Origin of the sequence: Streptomyces liliiviolaceus, assembly GCF_018070025.1 — a bacterium.
GTDB lineage: Bacteria > Actinomycetota > Actinomycetes > Streptomycetales > Streptomycetaceae > Streptomyces > Streptomyces liliiviolaceus.
Genome location: NZ_JAGPYQ010000001.1, coordinates 3,344,637 through 3,369,238 on the forward strand (window position 1 = coordinate 3,344,637; position 24,602 = coordinate 3,369,238).

Annotated in this window: 16 protein-coding genes, 1 other RNA gene and 4 pseudogenes; 12 read left to right on the forward strand and 9 right to left on the reverse strand. The window is 64.1% G+C overall.

The genetic code is table 11. The features are described 5' to 3' along the window. The first annotated feature begins 11 nt into the window (after positions 1 to 11). Entirely contained in the window at positions 12 to 734 is a 723-nt protein-coding gene (locus J8N05_RS14610; protein ID WP_210883110.1) for a chitinase, read from the forward strand. 137 nt (positions 735 to 871) lie between these two features. Next, a complete protein-coding gene (locus J8N05_RS14615) occupies positions 872 to 1,369 on the forward strand; it encodes a CAP domain-containing protein (RefSeq protein ID WP_210883111.1) in 498 nt (165 codons plus the stop codon). A gap of 86 nt (positions 1,370 to 1,455) precedes the next feature. On the opposite strand, the gene J8N05_RS14620 is transcribed toward J8N05_RS14615, so the two are convergent. Continuing rightward, a complete protein-coding gene (locus J8N05_RS14620; protein WP_210883112.1) occupies positions 1,456 to 2,688 on the reverse strand; it encodes a beta-1,3-glucanase family protein in 1,233 nt (410 codons plus the stop codon). A gap of 381 nt (positions 2,689 to 3,069) precedes the next feature. On the opposite strand from J8N05_RS14620, the gene J8N05_RS14625 reads away from it, so the two are divergent. The 5 genes and pseudogenes from J8N05_RS14625 to J8N05_RS48305 all read left to right on the forward strand — a co-directional run. After that, a complete protein-coding gene (locus tag J8N05_RS14625; RefSeq protein ID WP_210883113.1) occupies positions 3,070 to 4,074 on the forward strand; it encodes a trypsin-like serine protease in 1,005 nt (334 codons plus the stop codon). A gap of 34 nt (positions 4,075 to 4,108) precedes the next feature. Next, positions 4,109 to 4,963: a glycoside hydrolase family protein gene (locus tag J8N05_RS14630; RefSeq protein ID WP_210883114.1), complete on the forward strand. Its 855-nt coding sequence runs from the start codon at positions 4,109 to 4,111 to the stop codon at positions 4,961 to 4,963. Positions 4,964 to 5,187: 224 nt separating this feature from the next. Further along, the gene (locus J8N05_RS14635) at positions 5,188 to 6,690 is read left to right on the forward strand and encodes a sulfatase family protein (protein ID WP_210883115.1); all 1,503 of its coding nucleotides are present in this window, start codon (positions 5,188 to 5,190) and stop codon (positions 6,688 to 6,690) included. Positions 6,691 to 6,828: 138 nt separating this feature from the next. Then, positions 6,829 to 7,269 (forward strand): septal ring lytic transglycosylase RlpA family protein, encoded by a 441-nt coding sequence (locus tag J8N05_RS14640; RefSeq protein WP_210883116.1) that lies wholly within the window; start codon positions 6,829 to 6,831, stop codon positions 7,267 to 7,269. 315 nt (positions 7,270 to 7,584) lie between these two features. Further along, positions 7,585 to 7,770: pseudogene (locus tag J8N05_RS48305) on the forward strand (IS701 family transposase); the annotation flags it as partial. Between the two features lie 304 nt (positions 7,771 to 8,074). Here J8N05_RS48305 and J8N05_RS14650 read toward each other — a convergent pair. The 5 genes and pseudogenes from J8N05_RS14650 to J8N05_RS14665 form a co-directional block, all read right to left on the reverse strand. Continuing rightward, on the reverse strand, positions 8,075 to 8,464 hold the full coding sequence (locus J8N05_RS14650) for a hypothetical protein (protein WP_210883120.1): 390 nt from the start codon (positions 8,462 to 8,464) through the stop codon (positions 8,075 to 8,077). A gap of 244 nt (positions 8,465 to 8,708) precedes the next feature. Further along, positions 8,709 to 10,056: pseudogene (locus J8N05_RS14655) on the reverse strand (IS1380 family transposase). 90 nt (positions 10,057 to 10,146) lie between these two features. Then, positions 10,147 to 10,266, reverse strand: a complete 120-nt coding sequence (locus J8N05_RS47305; protein ID WP_247706279.1) for a TylF/MycF family methyltransferase — start codon at positions 10,264 to 10,266, stop codon at positions 10,147 to 10,149. 758 nt (positions 10,267 to 11,024) lie between these two features. After that, a complete protein-coding gene (locus J8N05_RS14660; RefSeq protein ID WP_210883122.1) occupies positions 11,025 to 11,567 on the reverse strand; it encodes a hypothetical protein in 543 nt (180 codons plus the stop codon). Between the two features lie 441 nt (positions 11,568 to 12,008). After that, positions 12,009 to 13,199 (reverse strand): IS110 family RNA-guided transposase, encoded by a 1,191-nt coding sequence (locus J8N05_RS14665; RefSeq protein ID WP_210883124.1) that lies wholly within the window; start codon positions 13,197 to 13,199, stop codon positions 12,009 to 12,011. Positions 13,200 to 14,278: 1,079 nt separating this feature from the next. Here J8N05_RS14665 and J8N05_RS14670 point away from each other — a divergent pair. The 3 genes and pseudogenes from J8N05_RS14670 to rnpB all read left to right on the forward strand — a co-directional run bounded on the left by J8N05_RS14670 (position 14,279) and on the right by rnpB (position 17,453). Further along, complete coding sequence (locus J8N05_RS14670; protein ID WP_210883125.1) at positions 14,279 to 16,069, forward strand: reverse transcriptase/maturase family protein; 1,791 nt, start codon at positions 14,279 to 14,281, stop codon at positions 16,067 to 16,069. A 168-nt stretch (positions 16,070 to 16,237) separates the two neighbouring features. Beyond that, positions 16,238 to 16,999 (forward strand): annotated as a pseudogene (locus tag J8N05_RS14675) (transposase); the annotation flags it as partial. Between the two features lie 73 nt (positions 17,000 to 17,072). After that, positions 17,073 to 17,453: RNase P RNA component class A (gene rnpB / locus J8N05_RS14680), an RNA gene on the forward strand. Positions 17,454 to 17,820: 367 nt separating this feature from the next. Here rnpB and J8N05_RS14685 read toward each other — a convergent pair. Next, complete coding sequence (locus J8N05_RS14685; protein ID WP_210883126.1) at positions 17,821 to 18,621, reverse strand: alpha/beta fold hydrolase; 801 nt, start codon at positions 18,619 to 18,621, stop codon at positions 17,821 to 17,823. Between the two features lie 196 nt (positions 18,622 to 18,817). On the opposite strand from J8N05_RS14685, the pseudogene J8N05_RS14690 reads away from it, so the two are divergent. Together J8N05_RS14690 and J8N05_RS14695 are read left to right on the forward strand one after the other, a co-directional pair. Continuing rightward, a pseudogene (locus J8N05_RS14690) lies at positions 18,818 to 18,964 on the forward strand (transposase); the annotation flags it as partial. Between the two features lie 227 nt (positions 18,965 to 19,191). Further along, the gene (locus tag J8N05_RS14695; protein ID WP_210883127.1) at positions 19,192 to 19,797 is read left to right on the forward strand and encodes an SMI1/KNR4 family protein; all 606 of its coding nucleotides are present in this window, start codon (positions 19,192 to 19,194) and stop codon (positions 19,795 to 19,797) included. A gap of 64 nt (positions 19,798 to 19,861) precedes the next feature. On the opposite strand, the gene J8N05_RS14700 is transcribed toward J8N05_RS14695, so the two are convergent. Next, positions 19,862 to 24,262 (reverse strand): golvesin C-terminal-like domain-containing protein, encoded by a 4,401-nt coding sequence (locus J8N05_RS14700; protein ID WP_210883128.1) that lies wholly within the window; start codon positions 24,260 to 24,262, stop codon positions 19,862 to 19,864. Between the two features lie 44 nt (positions 24,263 to 24,306). Then, entirely contained in the window at positions 24,307 to 24,591 is a 285-nt protein-coding gene (locus J8N05_RS14705) for a hypothetical protein (RefSeq protein WP_210883129.1), read from the reverse strand. Positions 24,592 to 24,602: the final 11 nt, after the last annotated feature.

Sequence of the window (24,602 nt, forward strand, 5' to 3'; positions counted from 1 at the left end):
GAGTCCGCTCGATGTCTTTATCACGCAAGGTTCTTGGAATGCTGTCCGCCCTGCTGCTGTCCGGGCTGATCAGCCCCGCGGCTGCCGCCGCTGCCGATGTTCCTGCCTCCAGGGACGGCTTCGTGGTGAGCAAGGGCGAGTACAACCGTATGTTTCCCCACCACAAGAAGTTCTACAGCTACGCCTCGTTGAGGAAGGCGATGAAGAAGTTTCCCGCTTTCGCTCACACGGGATCTCCGGCCGACAGGAAGCGGGAGGCCGCCGCTTTCCTGGCCAACGTCTCCCATGAGACAGGCGGACTGAAGTACATCATCGAACAGAACACCGCCAACTTCCCGCACTACTGCGACGATACGCAGCCCTTCGGTTGTCCTGCGGGCCGTGCGGAGTACTACGGTCGTGGGCCCATCCAGCTGAGCTGGAACTTCAATTACAAGGCCGCGGGCGACGCCCTCGGGATCGATCTGCTGCGTCACCCGTCGATGGTCCAGAAGAAGCCCGTCGTCGCATGGAAGACGGCGCTCTGGTTCTGGATGAAGCAGACAGGCGCGGGCACCATGACGGGCCATCACGCGATGGTCAGCGGCGCCGGCTTCGGACAGACCATCCGCACCATCAACGGTGCCATCGAATGCGATGGAGGCAACCCGGCACAGGTGCGCAGCCGCGTGGCGGAGTACAACAAGTTCGCCCGGATCCTCCAGGTCGCGCCCGGCGGAAACAAGAGCTGCTGACCAGCTCCCTGAAAGCCGCATGGCCCCTGTCCGGTCACGGTCCTTGTCCGAGGGAGATCCGCCGGACAAGAACCGTGACCGGATCTGCAGACCCGCACGAATGCAGCCGACTCCTCTCCCAGACAGGACGTATCGACATGCCCATATCCCGCCCCCTGGCCGTTCTGCTCACCGTTGCAGCGGCGACCACCGCACTGTCCGCGACTTCCGCCGCGCCGGCCTCTGCGGCACCCGCCGGCACGTCACTTCGTGTCAAAGTACTCAAACTGACGAACGCCGAACGAGTCAGGGCGGGTTGCCCGAAGCTGACGGCCAACGCCGCGCTCGCCAAGGCCGCCCAGCGCCATTCCGTCGACATGGCCGCCCATGAGTTCGTCGACCACACGGGGTCGAATGGGAGCACCTTGGTGCGCAGGGCGGAGAACGCGGGCTACACCGGGTGGAGCGCGCTGGCGGAGAACGTCGCGGGTGGACAGCGGACCGCCGCTGCGGTGGTGAAGAGCTGGATGAGGTCACCGGGACACCGGGCCAACATCCTCAACTGCTCGCTCAAGCACCTGGGTGTCGGCTACGCCAAGAAGCCCGGTACCGAGCAGGTGACCTACTGGACGCAGAACTTCGGCAGCAAGTTCTGACCGGCGTGACGGAGGGCCGTGCGCCCCGGCGATCCGGGTCGCACGGCCCTCCGTCACGTGCACGGGCACACGCCCGTCGAGGCCGGTCAGAAGGGTGTGACGGTCAACTGCAGACGCCGGGGCGCGACGTCCTGGATGTAGCTAGCGAAGTCCCCGACGTCGTCGAAGGCGAAGCCGTACGCCTTGCCGTTCCCCACCACCGAGTGGATCGCACCGGCGTAGTGGTTGGTGAGCGTGGTCCGGTAGAAGGCCGCCGGACGGGTCGTGGGCTGGGGGCCGGTCCGCAGCAGGGTGGAGCGGTTGAAACCGGCGCCCAGCACTGCGGCCACCGGGCCGAGCACGCCGTCGTTGGGTGCGGCGAGCGCGCCGTCACAGAAAAGGATGTCGCGCGTGGTGGGGCGGTCGAAGGAGACCGTGGCTGGACCGTGGAAGGTCAGCCTGCCGCCGCTCACCCGGCCGGTGAAGGTGCCCGCGTTCGTCTTCACCACGAGGCTGTGCCGCTTGTACCGGTCCCAGACCTTCTCGATGTACGGGCGGTAGTAGTTCTTGGGAAAGAGCCCGAGGTCGAGTCCGTGGCCAGGGGCGATGACCCGCAGCCCGTCGACCACCAGGCGGTCGAAGGCCGCGCGACGCCGCATCGCGGCGAAGACCGCCGCGCGGCCCCCTTCACGAACCGTTCCGGTGGAGTGCTGTCCACGACCGGTCAGCCGCAGGTTCATCGGGATGCTGAACATGTCGACCATGGTCGTGTTGCAGAACATGCCCGCAGCGTTATGGGTGAACTCCGCGAAGTCGTGCAGCACATCAAAGTTGGGGTCCGAGGAAACCCAGCCGGCCGGGTGCTGCAGCGACGGCTGCCCGTTCCCGTCCCGGACCGCCTTGAACTTTAGCTTCTTGCCCATGGACAGGTAGATACGGCCCGACATGCGGGGCAGCTTGAGGTGGGTAGCCGCACCGTTCGCCGCCAGTGGGAGAGCGTAGTCGGTGAATCCGTTCGCCCCGTTGTCGGAAAGAGCGACCGGCACGGCCTTGCCCGCCCGGTTCACATGAACCTGTCGGCCCCGGGGATCGGTGCCCACGATGTACACGTGGACGGACGCGTTGCCGTGCGTTCCGCTGTGGTTGACGACCGTCAGCGGCAGACGGTTTCCGGCCGCAGCGCTCTCCAAGGCGTCCGGCTCCTCGGACACCGGCTGTACGGCCGACGCCGCGAAGGACGAGGGAGCGGCAGCAAGGAGCGCGGGACCGGCCAGAGCCGCGCCTCCCACCGCTCTGAGAATCGAACGTCGCGCTATCTCTCGTGGGTGATCGTGTGTCATCCGGAAATCCTCCTCGGATCGATCGACTGTTCCGCGGGAAGGCATGAACGGAAGAAATTTAAGAACACCGGATTCCTTCCGTAATGCTTGCGGCGATGGCGACCGTATCGCAATCGGGGTCGCTCGCCGACCCACCACGCGAATCTACCCGCCGAATCGTACCTATTGAATTTTCCCGCAATTATTCCCGCCGAACGCAATGGATTACGGGAGGGGTGACGTGTCAGGCTTCCCTTGCCCGGACACGGAGTGCACCAAGGGCCTTTCAGGCGGGGTGTGATCCGCGTTTTCTTGTGCTTATGTGCCGGGTTCGCGTTGCAGGATCTATTCGATCCGTTCGGGACGTTCTCGTCGTTCCCTGACCTAATCGGAGTTTTATTAATGAAGCGTACGGGCGTTGTTCTCGGTGCTCTTGCACTCGCCGCCACCGGATGGGCCGGCAGTGCGGAGGCAGTCACCCCTGCTCCCTCCGCCGCGGCCGACGACACGCAGGTGTCGTCCTTCTCCGCGTCCGAACAAGACGCCGCACTGAAGTTCTGGACCCCGGAGCGTCTGGCGACCGCCCAGGAGATGACGGTCGACGGTGCGCGGACGAGTGGTCCCGCCGACGCGCCGGTCCGATCGGGACCGGACGCGAGTGTGCTGCCCACCGCCGCCACCGGGGAGGACGCCGAAGAGGGAGACGTCAGCGCGACCGCCGTCACTCGTCCCAGGGCGTGGACCGAGGGCGGGCTGATCCGCAAGACCACAGGCAAGGTGTTCTTCGAGGCGGACGCGGGGACCTTCACCTGCTCCGCCACCGTCGCGAACAGCGCGAACGGTTCCGTGGTTCTCACCGCCGGCCACTGTGTCGTGGACGGCCGGACCGGTGAGGTCTACCGGAACTGGGTGTTCATCCCGGCTTACAAGAACGGGAATCGCCCCTACGGGACCTTCACGGCGAACAAGCTGTTTCACACCAAGCGCTACGTCACCTCAAGGGCGAACGCCAACTGGGACTTCGGCTTCGCCCGCCTGAGCAAGCACAACGGCCGCACCGTCAAGAGGATCGTCGGCGCTCAGGGCATCAAGTTCAACCACGCGAACGGCCAGAAGGTGCACTCCTTCGGCTACGGCGGATCCGCCGCCGAAGGCAGTGGCGAACGTCTGAACCACTGCACGGGCAAGGAGCACCGCGACACGGGCCGCCCCGACTCCACCATGTGGGGCATCGACTGCGTGCAGACGGGAGGCTCCAGCGGCGGCGGATTCCTCGCCGACTTCCGTCCGGCCACCGGCAAGGGTGTCCTGATCGGCAACATCAGCGTGGGCGCCGGCGACAGCGAGTACCACCCCTACCTGGGCAAGGTGGCCCGGACCGTCTACCGCAAGGCCGGCGGTGCCTGAACCGTACGACGGCTTGATCCGAAAGGACGCGTGTATGCGACGACCACGCCTGGTCACCGCACTGCTGATCACCACGATCCTGCTTACCTCCGTCACGGCCGAGGCCGACACCGGGCGGTCGGCCACGTCACCGCAGGATGCCGCAACCGCCGCGGCTGTACAGAAGAAGGGCATCAGCGCCTGGAAATTCGACGGTGTCACCCGAGCTATGACCCATGCCAAGGTCGGATGGTTCTACACCTGGGCAACGGGTCGTGGCGGAATCAGAGCACCCCGCGGCGCCGAGTTCGTCCCCATGATCTGGGGACCAGAGTCGGTGAGCAGGGCGGAACTGAACCGGGCCAAGGCCCAGGGCGACATCCTGCTGGGCTTCAACGAGCCCGACCATCCTCAGCAGTCGAACATGACGGTCGCACAGGCACTTGAACTGTGGCCACGGCTGCAGGCGACGGGAATGCGCCTCGGAGCTCCTGCGGTTGCCTCGGGCGCCGACGTTGCCGGAGGCTGGCTTGACCGCTTCATGAAGGGCGCGAAGGCACGCCACTACCGTGTCGACTTCATTCCAGTGCACTGGTACGGAGCGGACTTCAACAGCGGTCGGGCCACCGACCAGCTCCGCGACTACCTGAAAGCCACCTACCAGCGCTACAAGAAGCCGATCTGGCTGACCGAGTACGCACTGACCGACTTCTCCAGCGGGGTGCCCCGCTACCCCACGAAGACGCAGCAGGCGACCTTCGTGAAGAAGTCGACGGCCATGCTCCAGAGACAGTCCTACGTCAAGCGGTACGCCTGGTTCACGCTCTCCACGAGCCGGGGGGACGGCACAGGGCTGTACGACGGGGCCAGAGCGAACAAGATCGGGGCCGCCTATCGGGCGGCCGGCTGAATCAGCGGGTATGAAGTCAGGGCTTGGGTCACCGCGCACTCCGTCGGTGACCCAAGCCCCTTTTTGCTATCGAAAGGAAGATTTCCGTCGGAGGCATTGCCGAAGCCGAAGCCGAAGGCGTAGCTGAGGTTCTGCGCCGGACTAAAAAGCATCGGCGCCGGAATAAAAGCTGTTGCTGTCAGGCGCTATTGACCGGTGTTGAATATTGGTGGCACGCTTCCGTCATGATCCGTACTCGTCAAATATTGACATCGTTGGTAGGTGTTCTGGGGCTGGTGCTCGCTGCCCGGAACTGGCCGGGTGAAGAAATGGAGCGCGTTTCTCCCACCGCCGCGCAGGAAGCAGCCGCGGCAAATCGACAGAACATCATCTTCGTACTGACCGACGACATGTCTTCGAACCTGCTCAAATACATGCCGGAAGTACAGAAGCTGCAGGCGCAGGGAACGACGTTCAGTGACTACGTGGTAAGCAATTCGCTCTGCTGCCCGTCCCGTTCGTCGATCTATACCGGTCAGTATCCACACAACACCGGTGTACTAGCCAATACCGGGCCGAAGGGTGGTTTCGATGCCTTCCATGACAACGGTCAGGAACGGAACACCTTCGCCACTGCCCTGCGGTCTAAGGGCTACCGGACCGCGATGATGGGCAAGTACCTCAACGGGTACAACCCGACCGCCAGGGTGGACGGCCAGAAGCCGTACGTGCCACCGGGCTGGAGCCAGTGGGACGTCATCGGCGGGGGCTACAAAGGGTTCAACTACAAGCTCGCCCACAATCACAAGATCGAGAAGTACGGTCACCAGCCCAAGGACTACGTGACCGACGTGCTCAGCAAGAAGGGCTCCGCGTTCGTCGAGAAGTCCGTGGCCGCGAACAAGCCGTTCATGCTTGAGCTGGCGCTCTTCACACCCCATGGGCCCTCCAGGCCGGCTCCCCGGGACAAGCACGCCTTCCCCGGGCTCAAGGCGCCGCGCAGTCCCGCGTACGACGAACTGCCGACCGACGCGCCGCCGTGGCTGGCCGGCAGGAACCGGTTGACCCAAGGCGAGAAGAACAAGATCGACAAGAAGTTCCGCAAACGCGCGCAGTCCCTCCAGGCCATCGACAAGATGATCGGTGACCTGCGTACCACTCTGACCAGGGCGGGCGTCGCCGACGAGACCTACATCGTCTTCGGGTCCGACAACGGCTTCCACCTGGGCGAATACCGGCTGGAGGCGGGGAAACAGACGGCTTTCGACACCGACGTCCGCGTACCTCTGGTGGTCGCAGGTCCCGGCGTCGCGGCGGGACGGACGAGCAACGCCCAGGTGTCGAACATCGACCTCGCGCCCACCTTCCAGAAGATCGGCGGTGCTGCGGTGTCGTCCCGAGTCGACGGTCACAGCCTGCTCCCCCTTCTGGACGGTGGCACGGACGCCAACTGGCGCAAGGCCAACCTGATCGAGCACCAGCACGCAGAACGGTCGTCGGGCGACCCTGACAACGACGGCGGCGAGAGTGTCAGCCCGCCGGACTACCACGCCATGCGCACCGACTCCTACACCTATGTCGAATACCGCAGCGGCGCGAAGGAGTACTACGACTTGGAGAGCGACCCCTACCAGCTTCACAACAGGGCGGACCGGCTCAGTGCGGGCCGCCTGGCGAACCTTCACGACGCACTGACACGACTCAGGAACTGCAGCGGTGACAACTGCTGGAGCGCGGGTCACCCGTAGCCCTCCTGTCCCTGCCTACCAGAGCTTTACGGCAGCACAGACAGCAGTGATGTGCAGGGCGGCCGCCCCTCCCTGCCTCCTCAGCGTCGATGCACTGCTTCCGGCAGTCTGGCGGACCTCCTACGAACGGAACGAGGCATGAACATGAACACACAGACCTTGCGCATGGTGCTGACAGCAGGAGTCGCTGCCCTGACCGCGATGATGGCGCTCGCTCCACAGAGTTCGGCCCAGCCGACCGACGCGCAAGCTCGCAGAGGGACGTGCTGGGCGACGCACTACGGCCCGATCCCGGCAGGTAGCCACACAGCCAACGGGGACATCTTCGACAACAGCAAGAACACCGCGGCGACTTCCCTGAGCCGCAGGCATCAGCTGCCGTTCGGTACCCGCGTGAGGGTCACCAACGTCAGGAACGGCAAGTCACTGGTCGTGCGCATCAACGACCGGGGAACGTTCAGGCGGACACCGCAGATACCGCTGTGTCTGGATCTCACAGACGGCGCCTTCCGTAGGCTCGGCGGCAGTATCAACCCCGACGCCGGTCACATCGTTGTTAGGCAGAAGGTACTCGCGTGACCCTGGCCGTCCCGCTGGGACTGTAAGGGGACATTTTATCCTGATGTTTCTTTCTGAGACATAATTTTGACGAAGCGTCAGGGTCCTCGCCAGGATTTCTGGTGAAGCGGCGTGCCATCAGGGCGATCATCGCAAGGTAGATAATGGCGGTGGAGAGGGCAGGGAGGGCCTCGTAGTCGTGGGCTAGGCGGCGGTGGTGCATCAGCCAGCCGAGCGCTCTTTCCACCGTCCACCTGAGCGGAAGCATCATGAAGCCGCGGGCGCCCGGTTCGCGGCTTCATGATTTCGAGGTCGATGCCCAGGTGGGCAGCGTTAGAGAGGGGGATCTGGCATGCACCGCCAGCCCCAACCGCCCTGCTGGCCCAGGGCCTTACGCACCGTCCGCTCCTGGCTCACCCCGGCGATCAACCTGGCCCGCTGGTGGCAGGCCTGGACCGACCAAGACCCGCCTTCCGAACTCCAAGTCCGCCTCGACGCCGTCACCGCCGGAAGCCCCCTTGATCTCTACTGCCGGGTTTAACGGACTACCGGTAGTGGCGGACGTGTGTGGTCAGAGACACCGGCAGGTACCAGGCCCTGGTTGCGCCAGACGGTCACATGTAGCCCGCTTTTGGAAATTTCGCATGATGCATGGATCGTCACCCATCGAATGAGTCACATAGTCCCGGAAAGTTGCTAATTAATCCGCCACTATCGCCGCTGCCGACCCTCGACTTTGCGCTATGCTCAGAAATAATTGTTCAAACTCCCCAAACGTGATAGCGCACACTGAGGGAACTTTCATCGCCCTGTTTCCAGAGGGCGACTAGGTGACTAAAAAGTCGATCCTGTCGCGATTCTCTCTAATTGCAAACTCAACCAAAACGGAAGAGGTAAAATTATGAAAAACCGGATCAGCTTCCACTGTTCGGCAATCATTGGTGTAATTGCGGCGACCGTCGCCGCATGCTTTGTGGCAGCAACACCAGCAACCGCCGCTGCGGGTGCCGTCAATAATTGCAGCGACGCCGCAAGGGTAGTGGCGGAACACTTCAGTCGTATTGACAGAGCAGGCACTGGATCTGAAAATGGCAGGGTTTCGCGGTTCAATCTTGCACAAGCACGTCAAAATGGAACCAACAATGCTATCGACCACGCCGCCACTTTCCTCCTTAACCGCCCTGACGCTTTCCGGGCTCTTGAGACCACCTTTCACGGGAACGCTCCAGATGGTCTGATTTCACTTGGTGACGCTCAGGTCGCTGCGATAGGCGGTTGTGGCCACTAGCCTTGATCCTTTATGAGGGCCTGTCAGCTTGCTGACGGGCCCTTTGTTGTGAGTGTCGGTGGGGATTTTCAGAGCCTGGGCAGGCTGATGGCCCGGTTGTCGCGTCGGGTGGGCGCCGGGTTCCACGGCTCCGGTCGGGGTGGTGCTGCTCGCAAGGACGGGAACGTGCTGGTCAGCCGGGGTTCGGGAGAGCGTGGAGCCGGTTCAGTGCTCGGCCGGGCGGAGGTAGCGGCGCCGACCGGTGGTGACGAGCTGGGCGGCGGTGGAGAACAGCCGCAGCTGCAGGCGGCGGGGCTCCCAGAGCAGTGCGGCGCCGGGCGGGGCCAGCAGCGGCATCCGGGCGAGTAGGTCGAGGGTGATCTTCAGTCAGATCTGGTTCTGAGCGGCGTCGTGGAGGGGGAGATTGCGCAGGCCGGTGGCTCGGGTGGCGCGGATGCGGTCCTTGGCTCTGGCGCGCTGGCGGTGGCGCAGTTCGAGGGGCGCGATCGGGACGCTGGTGGTATGAGTGGCGAAGCAGGTCAGCCGCATTCCGTCGGCGTCGGTAAAGCGCAACTGGGCGCCGGGGAGCGGTCGTTCCTTGCGTACAATCAGCCGCAGTCCTTTCGGCCAGTCTGTCAGGCAGTCGCCGGCGAGTTCGGTCACCCAGGCGCCGTGACGGATTTCCACGGCCGTGGTCCACGCGGAGGTAGGGACCTTCAGGACGGCCTGGTGGATGGCGTCGGTGATGGTCATGCCGACCGAGTACGCCAGCCACCTTCCGCGCTGGGCGAGCCAGGCGACGAACGCGTGTGTGCCGCCGCCGGAGTCGGTACGGATCAGCGTTTGGCACCCCCGCCGCAACCGTTTCGGCAGCTGGGCCAGGCCCAGCTTGGTGGCCTCAATGTGGTCGGCGGCGGTGTTGGAGCCCGAGTTGCCGGGCCGCAGTAGGCCCACGACCGGCTCGCCGGACCCGCCGTGACCGTGGTCGACGAACCTCATCATGGGGGGCGAACGTCTTCTCCCAGGTCGCGGCGACGTTCTCTTTTTCGGAGTGAGCCAGGACGAGGACGCCGTCGATGTCCACGATCACTTGTCCGTCCGCGTCCGGCGCCGCAGCCCCGGCCAACCGCCAGACGTGTTCGCGCACTTCGGTGGGGGCGAGGAGAGCGCGGCCAGGACCCGCTGGCCGCCCGAGGCCAGTTTCCTGACCAGCCGGGAGACCGCTGGGCCGGAGGACAGTGGCCCGAACACAGCCGGTTCGGCCCGCAACATGCCCACATCGGCCAGGCAGCTTCGCCGAGTGCCACCGCGAGTGCGACATCCAGCAGGATCTTGCCCGGATCGTGCACCGTCCGCAGCTTGCGCCCCGACGCCAAGGCCACCGATATCGCCGCATCCAGACCGGACTTGCGGACCGTCTCGACCAGCAGCACCGCACCAACTTGCGAAACCACTCCGCGACCGCCGCCCTCGACGCGGACACGTGGGTAGGACCCGATACGCTTTTCACCTGGAAAGTGCCTCCGAAGTAGCGGGAACAAGGACCTCAGAAATCCTTATGCTCGCTTGGCAGAGGCACTTTCTGCTTTCTTGATCACCAGCCGGACAGCTCTCCTCGTGAAAGCGCGAGGCTAGTGGAAGTCGCCGTCTTCCTCTCCGGGTACGGGGCGGCCCTGGAAAGAATCGAAGACGTGGATTTTGTGGTACACGGCATCCAAGGAGTCGAGGATGGCCCGCATCCATACCGACATCGCTCCACAATGATGCCCAGGATGTCGTCCTCGATCACGCGGGTGAGTTGCGTTTGCGTGGCCGTGAGACGGTCCCGGACGACCGTGTGGCGTTCGCGGTATCGGGACGCTACCAGCGGGTTGATGCCATAGGCAGGCCGTCCGGTAGCTCTCGAGCAGTTCCGGGGAGGTTTCAATTGGCGCTGGTACGCGGGTGTCGCCATGTTCGGCCAGCAGGCTAACGAGTTGTTTCGAGGCCGACAAAGTCGTTGCTGGCCCGAGGCACCCGAGTACCCTCGGTGTCGGCTAGGGCCCAGATCGAGTACTGACCAGTCCGGAACAGCGTCTTGATGACGGAACCTGAAGTGGCAGATATTCAGCGACGCAAGTGCACTTGCTCTACGCGAAATGAGATGAGGAGCAATCGAGCGGGCCCGCCAAACGTGACGGCACTGGGGCAGGCGTAAGCACTGAACTCGCCGACCCCGAACCCGGCAACGATCTCCGCCAAGACGGTGTGCTCACGTAGGTACACCAGTGCCGCCATCACATGCTGAGAGGCGGAGCCTTCTCACAGGTGGCTGCAATCATCGTCATCCACTCCACAAGGCAGACAGCAGGTCGCGTACGGCAGGATGGATGACCAGCCGGGGTCCCGAGCAACGTTATGGAGACGTCGGACATTTCGATCAACAGCCAGGGAGCCTAGTTTCGTTGCGGTTCGCGGCCGCCACCTGATCAGTGGATAACTTGAAAAGGCTCAGCGATGAATCATCGACTCACCTGCACATCTGCCCAGCGTTTTGTATGAGGTTACCCTCAATGCCTATTGCTGTAGCGATAAGTTGCATCCTGCCGAACCTTTGGTCATTATCGGCTACTTCATTGAAGAGGGCGTGGTGGGCGGCCAGGAAGGCGGCATCGGCTGCCACTTCAGGGAATTCGCTCGGATTCTGCCCCGCCCGCATCAATTCATTATGCGTGATGGTCGTTCGATCGCCGGCGTTTCCATCACCGATGATCCCGATCCTGGCGATTCTTGAGAAGTGATTTTCAATCCTCCTCAAATGCTTGGCGCACCTCTTCAATACCTTGTTCAAATTCATCCGATTCTCCGTCGAATCAGCTTCGCCAGCGAGAGTGGCCGAGTAGGCTGAATCCAGTGGAGAATTGATTGCAGGTGCGGCAGGCATTGTCCCGCCTGCATTTGATGCTACCTCGATCGAGGCTGGACTATAAGCGAAAGCCTGAGAAGTTCCCGCACCCCCAACAAGGGTGAGAGAAAGAATTCCTCCGGCTATCAGAATTCGCAAATTACGCACGGTCCTCCTTGTAGGGTTCACCTGGGAGTTGCAACTCGCAACTCTTCCTCATGTTCCTACACCGTGAAAGGTGTCGCAAGTTTCTATCATTCGGATTAAATTGGATAAAATCAAACCGGCGGTAGACTCCGGTTACCGCTCAGCTTCAGAGTCGGTCAAGGGCGGCAAGCGCCTCCCACTCGTCGACACCTTGCCGTACTGCCCAGCGGCTTGGCTGAGCGCGGCAAGTGTCGGCGATCATGATGACACTGTTCTTATCGGCTTCCGTAGCTGTGTTGTACCGGTCTCGCGTGTTGCGCGTGACCAGGCGGACTCGGGTCGGGCGCTATGGCCGCGGAGGTGGAAGCCGTCGCACTCCGGGCCGACGTGGGTGGAGTGGCCGCCGGAGTTGCGGCGCTGCCCGTGCTTTGCGGGGCTGATACTGATTCCTAATGCTGTCTGTCAAGCCATGTGAGCGGTGGGCGGCACGGCCTCGTAGGCCCGTCCGTCGCGGAGGAGGGCCCATAGGACGTTGACGCGTCGGCGGGCCAGGGCCAGGACTGCCTGGATGTGGTGTTTTCCCTCGGCTCGCTTGCGTTCGTAAAACCGGCGGGACTCGTCGCAGTGGCGGATGCTGAACAACGCGGAGATGTAGAAGACGCGTTGGAGTCTGCGGTTGTATCGCCGTGGCCGGCGGAGGTTGCCACTGATCTTGCCGGAGTCGCGCGGAACGGGTGCGACGCCACCGAAGCCTGCAAGGCGGTCGGCAGTACCGAAGAAGGCCATGTCGCCTCCGGTGGCGGCCAGGAACTCGGCGCCGAGGATGACACCCAGGCCCAGCATGCTGGTGATCGCTTCGAAGTCCTGATGCTGGCGAAACCGGGCCTCGATCGCCTTGTCGAGCTCGGCGACTTGCTGGTTGAGGGCCGTCACCTCCCTCGCCAGTGTGTGCACCATGTGGGCGGTCAGCTTCTCCCCGGGCAGGCTGGTGTGCTGGCGCTCGGCGGCGTGGACGGCGGTCTCGGCGAGCCGGTCGGCGCGAATGACCTTTCGGTTACGCAGCCAGGTCTCCAGCCGTTTCACGCCGATTCGGCGGATGGCGGCCGGGGTCTGGTATCCGGTCAGCAGCATGAGCGGGCCGGCGTTGGTCAGGTCCAGTGCCCGTTCCAGGCCGAGGAAGATGCCGGTGAGTTGGGCGCGGAGCCGGTTGACGCTGCGGGTGCGGTCGGCGACCAGGTCCGTGCGCCGGCCGGTGAGGATCTTGAGGTCGGTGACGGTAGCGTCGCTGGTGCGTAAGGGGTGCAGGTCCCGTCGGATGCGCACTTGGTCGGCGATGACAGCAGCGTCCTTGGCATCGGTTTTGCCCTCGCCGCGGTAGCTCTCGGAGGCGCGATGGATGGCCCGGCCGGAGATGTAGTGCACAGGCTGGTCGTGGTCGAGGAGGATCGTGATGGCCAGGGCGGCACCGCCGTCGGCCAGGTCGATGCCCCAAATCGCATCGTCGCCCAAGGCAAGGACGGCGGTGAGCAGTTCGAGCAGTTCGGGTTCGTCGTTGGCGATGCGTCGCGATAGAAGTCGGCGGCCGCTCTCGTCGATCGCGACGCAGTGATGATGGGTTTTACCTGCGTCGATGCCGGCCCATATCGTGGCCATTTGGTGCCTCCGTGCGATGTGCTGCTGGTACCTGCCACGGACGACCTCGCTGTCGATTCCCTACTCAGCGATCATTCGCAATTCCTAATTGGCAGCCGAGTCGTCGTGGGGCGCCGGGCGGCCAATCAGTGGAAGCCACAAGCGGCAGAGCTTTTTGAACCACACCCGGCACCCCTGGGCGGGTCAACCATACGAAGGGCTCACCACATCCCACAGGACAACGTAGGGAGCTTCTTCAGCCGCTTCTCCTGAGAGTGACGGACAGTCAGGTGTTGACGATGCCGGTGATGGCGAGTCGTGCACTGGGTGATGCACCGCAACCGCATGACGTGGAAGGCCATCCGGCGATGGCTCCACACTCCGCAAGGATGGGGAGCGATCCGCATGGAAGAGATCGAACTGTTCAACCTCGCCACGGTGCCGGTCACCCGCTACCGCTACCGAGGCAACAGCATCCCAACACCCTGGCCGGATCCCTGATCGAACCGATCTGGACGGCATGATCTCGTGGAGAGCCCGGTGCGGTGAAAATCGCACGCCGGGTGTGCGCCGTGAGGCGCTTCGCTGTATCCCCGACGCAGTCGGGAGGAACTCGGAGGGAGGTTCTTGGGTCGCCTGACTTACCCGGACGCGAAAGCGCGAGGGGACAAGAGCATGTCAGGGAAGCGGTGGCCGTCCGGAGGTGTCCGGGGGGCGGGGTGCCGCGAGACCCGCGCGATATGGCCAAGGCTGGATTGCTTGAAGCCCAATCTCCAGTGGTGAGAGTGCGCACCCGTCGGAACGACACCTGTAACCGATGCCGCGTCATGCCGGGCCTTGAACCTGTGGGGCCGGGCAACCTCCGTGACGTGGGGCGTCGCCCAGCGAGGGCGGTCAAGGAGATGAGTGGGCGGCCTACGTCGTGCTCGATACGTACAGCGAAGACGTACCACGGGATCGCCTACGGGGCGCGAGCCCTATGGCGACGGAGTGCCCGTAGTAGTCGCAGGAGTCACGACCTGCCGAGAGGTCCGGGAGAGCCGGAACAAGGGCGAAGGGGCACAGGTGATCGAGAAGTTCAGCGAAGGGAGGCATGCGTAATGCAGACCGCCGAAACGGTGCTGGACATCATCCGCAAGCGCGGAGAGAGGGGACTGCCGATCGAGAGGCTGTATCGGCAACTGTTCAACCCACAGCTGTACTTGATGGCCTACGGACGGATCTACGCCAACACGGGTGCGATGACGCCCGGGGTCACCAAGGAAACCGCGGACGGCATGTCACTGGAGAAGATCGGCAGCATCATCGACGCCTTGCGCGCCGAGCGCTACCGATGGTCTCCGGCCCGGCGGGTCTACATCGAGAAGAAAGGATCAACGAAGAAGCGCCCGTTAGGTCTGCCGCCCTGGTCGGACAAGCTGGTCGCCGAGGTGGTCCGCCTGCTGCTTGAGGCGTACTACGACGTCCAGTTCTCCGACCGGTCCCACGGTTTCCGTCCCCAACGAGGCTGCCACACCGCGCTCAGCGAGGTCGTGGAGGTCTGGAAGGGAACGCACTGGTTCATCGAAGGGGACATCTCCGACTGCTTCGGCAGCCTCGATCACGACGTGATGCTGTCGATCCTGGCGGAGAAGATCCACGATGGCCGGTTCCTGCGGCTGATCAGCCACATGCTCAAGGCCGGATACCTGGAGGACTGGCGATGGAACGCCACGCTCAGCGGTGCGCCGCAGGGCGGGGTGGCCTCCCCGATCCTCTCGAACATCTACCTTGACCGGCTTGACCAGTTCATCGAACAGTCTCTCCTGCCCGAGTACAACCACGGCCGGCGCCGGCGCCCCAACCGGGAGTACCAGGTCGTCGAGTACGCGATCCAGCGGGCCAAGCGGCACGGTGACCGGGACGCGGTCCGGGAGCTTCGACTCCGCCGCCGCACCCTGCCGAGCCAGGACCCCAACGATCCGGACTACCGGCGATTACGTTACGTCCGTTATGCCGACGACTGGCTGCTGGGATTTGCCGGTCCCAAGCGCGAGGCCGAGGAGATCAAGTCGAGGATACGGATGTTCCTGCGCGACGAGCTCAAGCTGGAACTGTCCGAGTCCAAGACGCTGATCACCCATGCCGCCAGCCAGGCGGCGCACTTCCTCGGCTACGAGATCCGAGTCCAGCACGCCGACACCAAGATCACGCGGCATCGCCGGGCGGTCAACGGTGCCATCGGACTCTTCGTGCCCCGACAGGTGATCAGGCAGAAATGTGCGCGCTACATGAGCAAGGGGAAGCCCGCCCAACGAGGCCCGCTGCTTCACGATGAAGACTTCACGATCGTCGCGAAGTATCAGGCTGAGTTCTGGGGGCTGGTCCAGTACTACCTCCTCGCCCAGGATGTGTTCCGCCTGGGCCGTCTCCAGTGGGTCATGGAGACATCGATGCTGAAGACTCTGGCCGGGAAACACCGGTCGACGGTCACGAAGATGTCCCGGAAACACAAGAGCACCATCGAGACACCTGACGGACCACGCCGCTGCATCCAGGTCACCGTCCCCCGCGACGAGGGGAAGAAGCCGTTGGTCGCCCGCTTCGGCGGGATCTCGCTCAAGCGGCAGCGCACGGCAGTACTCACCGACCTCCGGCCGGTCATGGCCAGCATGAAGCGCAACGAGCTGATCCACAGGCTCCTCGCCGAGTGCTGCGAGATCTGCGAGACACGGACGAACCTTGAGGTCCACCACGTCCGCAAGCTCGCTGATCTCAACCGGCCCGGACGCCGGGAAAGGCCCGCGTGGGTCCATCTGATGGCGATGCGACGGCGCAAGACCCTCGTGATCTGCCGCCGCTGTCACGAAGACATCCACGCGGGACGTCCCACCGCACCACTCCGGAAATGATCGCTGGAGAGCCGGATGCCTGGAAATCGGGCCCGTCCGGTTCGGGAAGGGGCCGTCGGAAAAGGACCCGAGCCGCGGGCACCTCGTCGGCGGCCTACTTCACTCGGCGGGCGGGTCCGGGAAACGGCCCTGGAGTGATCCAGGAACCGCGCCCGGGCCCGACCCGACAACCTCGCCGAGGCCGTCCGCAAGGAAGTCGCAGTGCACAGCGCTTGCTGGGCGAAAGCGGGCCCGCCCCCGACCGAGGGGAGACAGGCCGCCACCACCCGTGAGCGCTGGCAGCAGATCCACGCCTTGCGTGAGCGCGGAGTCGGCCTGCTGGAGTGCGCACGGCGCTTGAATCTTGCCCTCAACACCGTCAAGCGCTACGACCGTGTCGCCGAACCCGAGCGCCAAGTACGTGCCCCCAAGCACCGGCCCACCCTGGTGGATCCCTACCGCGATCACCTGCGCCAGCGCCGACTGGAGAATCCGGCCGTCCCCGTCACACATCTCCTCCGGGAGATCAGGGAACTGGGCTACACCGGCAGCTCGAACCTCCTGGTCCGCTACATCAACCAGGGCCGCGTCGAGGCCGACCGGCCCGCACTGTCGCCCCGGCGCCTGGCCCGCTACCTCCTCACCCGCCCCGACCACATCAAGACTCACCAGCGAGAACGGATCGAGGCCGCCCGAGCCGCCTGCCACGAGATGACCGCTCTGGCCGACCTCATCCACCGCTTCGCCGCGCTACTGGACCCCGCCGACGGCAATGCCACCCGACTGAGCACCTGGATCACTTCGGCCCAGGAGGACGACCTGCCCCACCTGCATGCTTTCACTCGGGGCATCGAGAAGGACCGCGCCGCAGTCGACGCCGCCCTCACCCTGCCGTACCACAACGGCGGCACCGAAGGCGTCAACAACAAGACCAAGCTGATCAAGCGCTAGATGTACGGCCGCGCGAGCTTCCCTCTCCTCCGCCACCGCATCCTCCTGGGCTGACGACACCCTCCGTCACCACCGACTACGGAACAGACCCGAACGTTTTACAGTCCCGACTCCACAGGGCAGGGTGATGGCTAACGGCCACCCGGGGTGACCCGCGGGACAGTGCCACAGAAAACAAACCGCCCGGCGCTCAGGCGCTGGGTAAGGGTGAAACGGTGGTGTAAGAGACCACCAGCGCCTGAGGTGACTTGGGCAGCTAGGTAAACCCCACCCGGAGCAAGGTCAATGAGCGCCGTGAAAGGCGCTCTGCGAGGACGTTCGAGGGCTGCCCGCCCGAGTCCCCGGGTAGACCGCACGAGGCCGGCGGCAACGCCGGCCCTAGATAGATGGCCGTCTCCCCGGCCGCCGCGAGGCAACCGGGCGACAAAATCCGGCGTACAGCCCGACTCGTCTGCCGCCGTGCGTTTCTGACAAGCGAAAGCCCTGGGCAGGGGCCTTCTTGTCCGAGTGGCGGCTTCGGTGGAACCCAATCTGTACCGGCACAAGCCGGACCTCCCGGTTGCCAAGGTAGCCACCGACGCAGCCACTGTGGGTGCTGGTCCTGATCGTTGGGCTGCGTTGATTCTCTGTGAACTACAGCCCGCCTACCCGAACGCAAGACATCCCCCTCCGAAAAAGGCTTGTGGAGGATGTCAATAGTCAGTCGGTGTACAGAGGTCCGCTTCCTCGGCCACCTTTTGGCCCGGTGGGCTGTCAAGGCCTGTGGATCGACGGCCAAGTGAGGGGTCCGAGTTTGGGATCGTTGTGACCGCGCAGGAGCTTCAAACGAGGCTCTCGATGAAGTCCGAGAGCGCGGTGCGTAGGATCTCGGGCTGTTCGAGGTGCAGGTCGTGCCCAGTGCCGGGGATGCTCATGGCCGTGGTGACGGGTCGTTGCCGGAGCATCTCGTCAGCTTCCTGCGCGGGGATGAAACTGGATTGGGCCAGGACGATCAGGGTGGGGCACGTGACCTGCTCCCACTCGTGCTGAAAGGAACGCTGGGCGTTCTCCGCCAGCGATCGGACCATCACGTCCTGGTCGAAACGAGGCCACCATCCGCCCTCGCGTTCCTCCAGCCCGGCCGCCCAGCCTGCGCCGACCCGTCCACCGCCAAGGAACGCGGCTGCCGCTTCGCGTGAGGGAAACGGCGTCGGCCATGAGTCGAGCCATTTGCCGACGTCTGCGGGGCCACTCGGGTGCGAACGGCCGGGGCTGGCTTCGACGAGTACGAGTGCGCGGACGAGCCCGGGGTGCGCGGCTGCGGCGAGCATGGCCGTATGCCCGCCCAGCGACTGACCGACGAGAACGGGCCGCGGCAGCGCCAGCTGATCCACAACAGCGATGACGTCGGCGACGTAGGCGGCGCGGGAAACGTCCCGCGGACGGCGCTCGCTGGCGCCATGCCCGCGCTGGTCGAACGCCACGACCCGATATCTGGGGTGCAAGTCCTGTGCCAGTACATCCCATTCACCTGCGTGACCGGCCAGGCCATGCAGTAACACGATGGGCTGTCCAGGCCCGTCCCAGTCCCGGCAGGCAAGCCAGATATCGTCCCGCACCACCACGCGTTCAGACCATGCCATGTCGGCCTCCATGGAATCGACTGGCCTTGATCATGCCGCAACTGCCCTGAGCCAATCGACGGCTCGGCCGCGTTCGAAGCAGACTCCTGTCCGAACGAGAGAGACCAGATGGGGCGTGTTCATGGCTCGCCAGCGGGCTCTAGGACCTGTCCGATGGGTCAGGTAACCCGCCTGTCGGCTGGTCGTTCTGTCCGGTGTGGGGCGGGGAGATCTTTCTGATGGTGAGTGGGGTCGACTCGAACCCACTCTGCCCAAGAGCGTGGGGCGAGGCGGACGTTGGCAGTGTCATCGGCGCGTGACCAACGGGGTTCTGTTCCGACAGCGCACCGGTCTGCCGTGGCGACACCGGGAAACTCCAAGATCCCCGACAGAGTCAGGCTAAGGACTGGCCCGGGTGCGTGCCGCAGTCCTCGCCGCTACACGACACGGGAGTCTCATAAGGCTTTGGTCTGCTCTCTGTGCCATCCACGGCGCACGTTCACGCAGTCGTGGCGGTGGTGTTTGGAGACCAAGACAGTTGGAGTGTCAGGGCTGCGATAACGTGCCGGTCTGTACCGAGAGGGAGATTTCATGTCTCATGCGGATGCTGTCAGGTCGTCGTGGGCCCGGATTGTCCGGTGGCTTGACGAGAATGCCCCTATTAGTGCGCAGGCGCTCAATCCCCCGGCCACTGAGGCCGATATCCGAGAACTGCGCGATTCCCTGGGATGCCAGGTCCCTGAGGTGTTGGAAATGTGGCTACGGTGCAACAACGGCAGCACCGCGAAGGACTCCAGAATTTCGATTCCGGGAGGAGTTCGGCTCACTCCTCATCTTGATTCCAAGGTATTCCCCGGTGGTGAGGTGTTTCTCGACTGCCGGAGCATCGTCGACCGGTATCAGAACAACCTCCGCGTCGCCGAGGACATCGGCGATGAGGATTGGTGGGAGCCATCATGGATTCCGGTCCTGGCCGAGGCGGACGCCCACTACGGGCTGATCTTGGACGCGGGGCAGAGGGACGGGAGCGTCCCGGTGCTGGCCTACCGCGAGACCGACTACCCGAAGAAGTACGCCTCGTCGCTGGAAGACCTGCTAGCCGGCATGGCTGACATGCTGGAACACGGCCGTGGAGACGGTGTGCTCACGCGTGGGTGCCGGGCGTCTGTCCAGAATGGGCGGGTGGTTTGGGACTGAGTACCTACACGTCGGTGGGGCCGGGCGATGATCTGCCCGGCCCCACCGACGTGCGCTATCCGCGTTACGGCTTCTCTGCGTCAAGCCAGTAGTTGTCGCCCTCAAGAACGCGGTTGTTCCTTCGGAACGTCGGGAAGAGGCTCATGGACTGGGTGTTCTGGTTGTTGGACATGCTGGACCGGCCGCACGGCTCCGTCCAGGTTGGTATGTCGTAGCGCGGGTCGGGTATCAGCCGCCACAGCCCGTCGCTGCCTTCGACGGCGATGGTGTTCGCGCATTCATCGCCCGAGCTGACGCTCCTAAGGTTCTGACCGCCCCACGCCTTGGGGATCGCGGCGCTTTGCCAGCTAGCCGCGAAGGGGAACTCGTCGCAGCTGGGGACATCACCGGATCCCAGGTTGTCCGACATGGTGGCCAAGGGGCTGCGCTGCCACGCTGTCGGGCAGATGGTGGCGCGGTTGTGGTCGACCAGGCTCCTGGTGCTGGTCGGAGGGTCGGGTACCAGAACGTCTTCGGCCAGGAAAGTCAGCGGAGCGTTGCCCCGCAGACCGTAGTGGCCGGGGAGCTTGTTCTGGATCAGCCGCACGTGCGCGGCGGCCGCCGGGAACTTATCGGAGTTCATGCCGTACGTCGGCTTGTAACGGCTGAAGACACAGCCGGGCGTGGTCTTCACCTCGACGTCGCAGCGAACGTCCAGCTCCTCCTTCTCGACGTCGACGGAGTTCACCGTGGTCGCTCCGTTGGCCGCGCCCTTGACAGTCCAGAGGGGAGAGATGGCACTGCGGTCCGTCCCTTTCGTCCACTTGATCTTTGAGGTCGCGGTCACCGTGTGGAACTCGCCCTTGACCCAGGTCTTGCTGCCGGTCCAAACGGGAGTGTCCGTCTGGCAGTAGCCGCGGCAGTTGAAGTCGACGTCGATCCGGGCACTGGTAACGGCCGGGTCCATCGACTTCAGGGTGATGTTCACCGTCTGGGTGAAGGTGTCGCTATTGACATCGAGATCTATCTGCTGCTGGTAGTCGAAGATGGCGTTGCCAGCCGGAGTGCCATTCTGGAAATACGTGATGCCAATGTCATCCCTGATGCATGCCTGAGTCCGGATGTACGTCACCGACTTCGTGGTCACGGAGCAGCTAGCGGTGGCGTCCGAGGTGACCTGCGCGCCGCTCACGGAGGCGCTGGTCGCCCCGGTTGACTTGAGTGAGGTTCCGACGATCGGGAAGAAGCCGCCCGGAATGGTCTCGGGCGGCTCGATCGCGGCCCGCTCCGGTGCATTCGGGTCGGCGTCCCCGAAGGTCAGATCGGTAGGGATGCCCGAGTAGTCGCCAGGGACGAATGCAATGGCGTCGAAGGCGATGTCCTTGGAGCCGTCGCCGCCGTTGAAGTTGTCCAGACTGACCTCGGGAACGGCGTCGTTGAACTGATAGGCGCCCAGGTCAACCCACTTATTGGACTGGTTGGCGTCCTGGGAGATCGCCTTGACGGTGGTGCCGTGTCCGTGCTTGATGCGGTATTCGGCCTTGGAGGTCTGCGCCCCGTGGTCCGGGATGTGCGCGTAGACCTTGGCCTGGCCATAGTGCTCAGTGATCTTCTGGCCGAGCTTCCAGGTGCCGGTGACCTTCATGCGGTCGCCGGGTTCCGGGAAGGATTCGGGGGATCGGGTGTGGGTGAACCAGAAGTGGTTGCCGTACGCCGCACCGATCTGATGCGTGTCGATCTTCCCCGGATAAGTGGTGACCGTCTGCCCGGTGTCGGCATCGATGATGTCGGAGGGCTGGTAGGTGAGGGTGAAGGTGCCGTTTGACTGCACAACCCCGCAGCCGCGTGAACCGGATCCTGCCGGGGTGGTGCCGTCGGGCACGTCGTCCACGATCAACGCGTTCGAGGGCAGGCCGCTGCTGCAGCGCGGCGGGTAGGAGTTGGCGTCTGCCTGTTCCGGATACGACGTGTTGAAGCGGTGCACCTGGTGGCCGCACTGGGCCGCAGAGTCGCAGTTCTTCCACTGGGCCGATTTGTCCCACCAGCAGTGCAGCCAGTGCTTGTTGGTATCGGAATCACCCGCATCGAGCTGGCAGGCACCCAGGCCGGGATCGTTGGAGTCGTTGTCGCCGATCTTGGACGGGACGCAGTCGTTGGACGCATCGCAGAACAAGTCGATCGGCGGCTTCACGGTGCTGCGGTACTCGTTGGTGTTCCACCAGGCAGCCAGGTATCCGGCCTTGAAGTCGCCGGGGGCGAACATCGCCGAGATCGGGCGAGCAGCCCAGCCGAGGACCTTCTCCTCATAGGGCCAGTCCTGCGGGTGCGCGGCATGGCTGTAGTCGTCCTTGGACGGGTCCGTAGCGTGTTGCAGGAAGGGAACACGGTTGGCTTTCCACAACGGGTTGGCCGGGTTGTTGGTCCAGCCCAGACCCTTGTGGCCGCTGGAGTCAGCCGTCTCGTAGAAGCCGGAGTTGTACGCCCACAGGGCGAAGAACCAGTTCTCGATCCATTGCGGGTGGCCGTTGTTGACCTTCATCCCGGCCCGGTAGGTCTGGTTCCACTTGTCGGAGAGGATCTGGACGCCGTAGGCGATGTTGGCGGTGTAGTCCAGCGCGACGGCTTCCTGGGTGAGCGGGGAGAGAGCCGTCTCACCGTCCTTCTCCTTGCCATCCAGCCGCATGCCGTCCGTGGCCTGGGTGATGCCGTAACCGCAGTCGGCTTCGGAGAAGTTGATGCGCCATGGGTCGGCCTGAGTACCGTCGGATGTGTACTGGGTTCCGTAGTAGTTGCCGATGAGGCTATTGGAAGTGACGCCGGGGACAGCAAACCGGGTGGCCTGCCACATGTTGGATTCCTGCGCGGTGACGCCGAGCATCACCTGCGAGGGTATGTGCCAGCGGTCGGTTTCGTCGGGGTCCTCGTTGTCCAGGGTGCCGTTGGGATCGCCGGCCAGCACAATCGGCGGGAACAGGCCCTGAGGCTGGTAGCCGCTCATGCCGGTGCTCTTCCAGTTCGCCGCGCGGTAGAAGTTCAGCTCACCGACGACGGCCTGGTCCACGGCCCATTCCACCTGCCGCGGGGTCGGCTGGAAGGCCTGCTTCTTGACATCGTTGCGGGCCACCGCGCAGTAGCGTTCATCGGTACCCTCGCTCGGACCGGTCGCCGACGCCGTCAGAGCCTGGGTACGCATCGTCTGCGTGGACAGACCCTCGCTGTCACCACTGACCGACGGTTCCGCGGACGGCTCCTTGCCTGTCGGGATGCCCAGCGCCGGGGAGAGTCGCCTTCCGGCCTCAGCCCGCGTGGCGGAGAGCTGTGGTGTGGCGTCCAACTCGGTGTGCTTGCCGGTGGCGACCACGTCGAGCATGATCCGCGCGTCCCGGACTTGCTTGGCCCCCTCGGGTGTGATCAAGCTGGTCTTGCCGTCCGACCAGGAAGTGGACACGCCCGCGTGGCCGAGACTCGACATACGGGCACCTTTGGCGAGATGCCCCGGATTCTTCACCGGTCCCGGCAGAGTCCCTGTGTTCTTGGCCTTACCTGTGAGGAACACCGTGCCGTCAGGGGCAGCAGACAGGTCCCAATCGGCGAGTTTTCCTTCAGCCACCGTCTTCGGGGTGGTCTTCTTGCCCTTGACCTGCGTGACGTCCAGGTGCTTGGCCCAGGAATTCGCCTTGGTCGTCTTTGTGTCGGCTTCCCGGTCGATGAAGGTCACGCCGTCGCCGCTGTCAGCCGCGATCTGGAACGGCACGTGCTTCGTTGCGGCGAGGACGGTTTCCTTCCGCCCGTTGATGCGGACGAGTTTGTTGCCGTGGCCGGCCACGATGCCGTGCCGGGTCGGGACAGCCGAGGTGACCTGACCGGGGAAGGCGACCGGCCGGGACTGTTTGCCTGTGGCAGCGTCCACGGTGATCAGACGGGTCTTCTGTTCCTCGTCCCCGTCGTGGGTCAGCTGGGTGAACACCGCATCGTCCCTGGTGCCGCAGCCCGGAGAGAAGTAGGCCAGCGACGCGGTGAACGGCAGCTTGGTGACCTTGCCGCTCCCCAGATTGACGACGGCGGTGAACGCGCCGCGCACCATCAGCTCGGGCTTGTTGGTGAACGTCCGGGGTGCGTAGGCGATGGCCGCGTACTTCCCGGACCCGGTCACGCACGCGTTTCCGATCCAGGAGTCCGCATCGAATCCGTCTTCGCGCAGGGTGGCCACGGTGGCGAACTTGTAGCCGTCCCTCTCCTGACCGGTCAGGATATGAAAGCCGGTACCGTCACCGGAAGTGGACAAGGCCACGTCCTTGGAAGAGGAGTAGTCCTTGCCCAGGACGGCCACGCGGTCCTTCTTGCCGACCTCGTGCGGCTTGCTCGTGGCTTTCGGCAGGCTCTTGCCACCCTGAACGGCATTGTCGGGAACCTTAGGTCCCTGAGCCTGCGCGGAGACGGACAGTGACGAGGCGAGAAGCGCAGTCGCTACCGCTATCACCACCATGCGCTGTCTCTGTCTTATACCCACAGTGAAAAGTGCTCCCTCTTCTATTCTCGGTCAACGACGGGAGTGAACTCATCGACATAGATCTTCGGAATCTGCGGAACCGGCCCCATGTCCTTTGAGCCGATCATCGCGTCATCCCGTCCTGTTTTGCCCGGAGGGACATCCTGAAGCCAGAACCGGTTGTACGCGGTCCATCCCTCGCCATCAGCGATGCTGATCTGAACCGAATACGTCGCATCCCGCTCGTAGGTATTGGCCACCTCGATCTCGGTACGCACACCGATGCTTTCCGGCGTGGCACGAACGACCAGGTCTCCGTACTCCAAGACACGCGTAC

Bases quoted from the DNA above. Each gene is read 5' to 3' on its own strand.
- J8N05_RS14615 (WP_210883111.1), top strand. From the start codon at position 872: ATGCCCATATCCCGCCCCCTGGCCGTTCTGCTCACCGTTGCAGCGGCG.
- J8N05_RS14610 (WP_210883110.1), top strand. From the start codon at position 12: ATGTCTTTATCACGCAAGGTTCTTGGAATGCTGTCCGCCCTGCTGCTG.
- J8N05_RS14640 (WP_210883116.1), top strand. From the start codon at position 6,829: ATGAACATGAACACACAGACCTTGCGCATGGTGCTGACAGCAGGAGTC.
- J8N05_RS14620 (WP_210883112.1), bottom strand. From the start codon at position 2,688: ATGACACACGATCACCCACGAGAGATAGCGCGACGTTCGATTCTCAGA.
- J8N05_RS14670 (WP_210883125.1), top strand. From the start codon at position 14,279: ATGCAGACCGCCGAAACGGTGCTGGACATCATCCGCAAGCGCGGAGAG.
- J8N05_RS14665 (WP_210883124.1), bottom strand. From the start codon at position 13,199: ATGGCCACGATATGGGCCGGCATCGACGCAGGTAAAACCCATCATCAC.
- J8N05_RS47305 (WP_247706279.1), bottom strand. From the start codon at position 10,266: ATGTCGGTATGGATGCGGGCCATCCTCGACTCCTTGGATGCCGTGTAC.
- J8N05_RS14630 (WP_210883114.1), top strand. From the start codon at position 4,109: ATGCGACGACCACGCCTGGTCACCGCACTGCTGATCACCACGATCCTG.
- J8N05_RS14700 (WP_210883128.1), bottom strand. From the start codon at position 24,262: ATGGTGGTGATAGCGGTAGCGACTGCGCTTCTCGCCTCGTCACTGTCC.
- J8N05_RS14635 (WP_210883115.1), top strand. From the start codon at position 5,188: ATGATCCGTACTCGTCAAATATTGACATCGTTGGTAGGTGTTCTGGGG.
- J8N05_RS14685 (WP_210883126.1), bottom strand. From the start codon at position 18,621: ATGGCATGGTCTGAACGCGTGGTGGTGCGGGACGATATCTGGCTTGCC.
- J8N05_RS14695 (WP_210883127.1), top strand. From the start codon at position 19,192: ATGTCTCATGCGGATGCTGTCAGGTCGTCGTGGGCCCGGATTGTCCGG.
- J8N05_RS14625 (WP_210883113.1), top strand. From the start codon at position 3,070: ATGAAGCGTACGGGCGTTGTTCTCGGTGCTCTTGCACTCGCCGCCACC.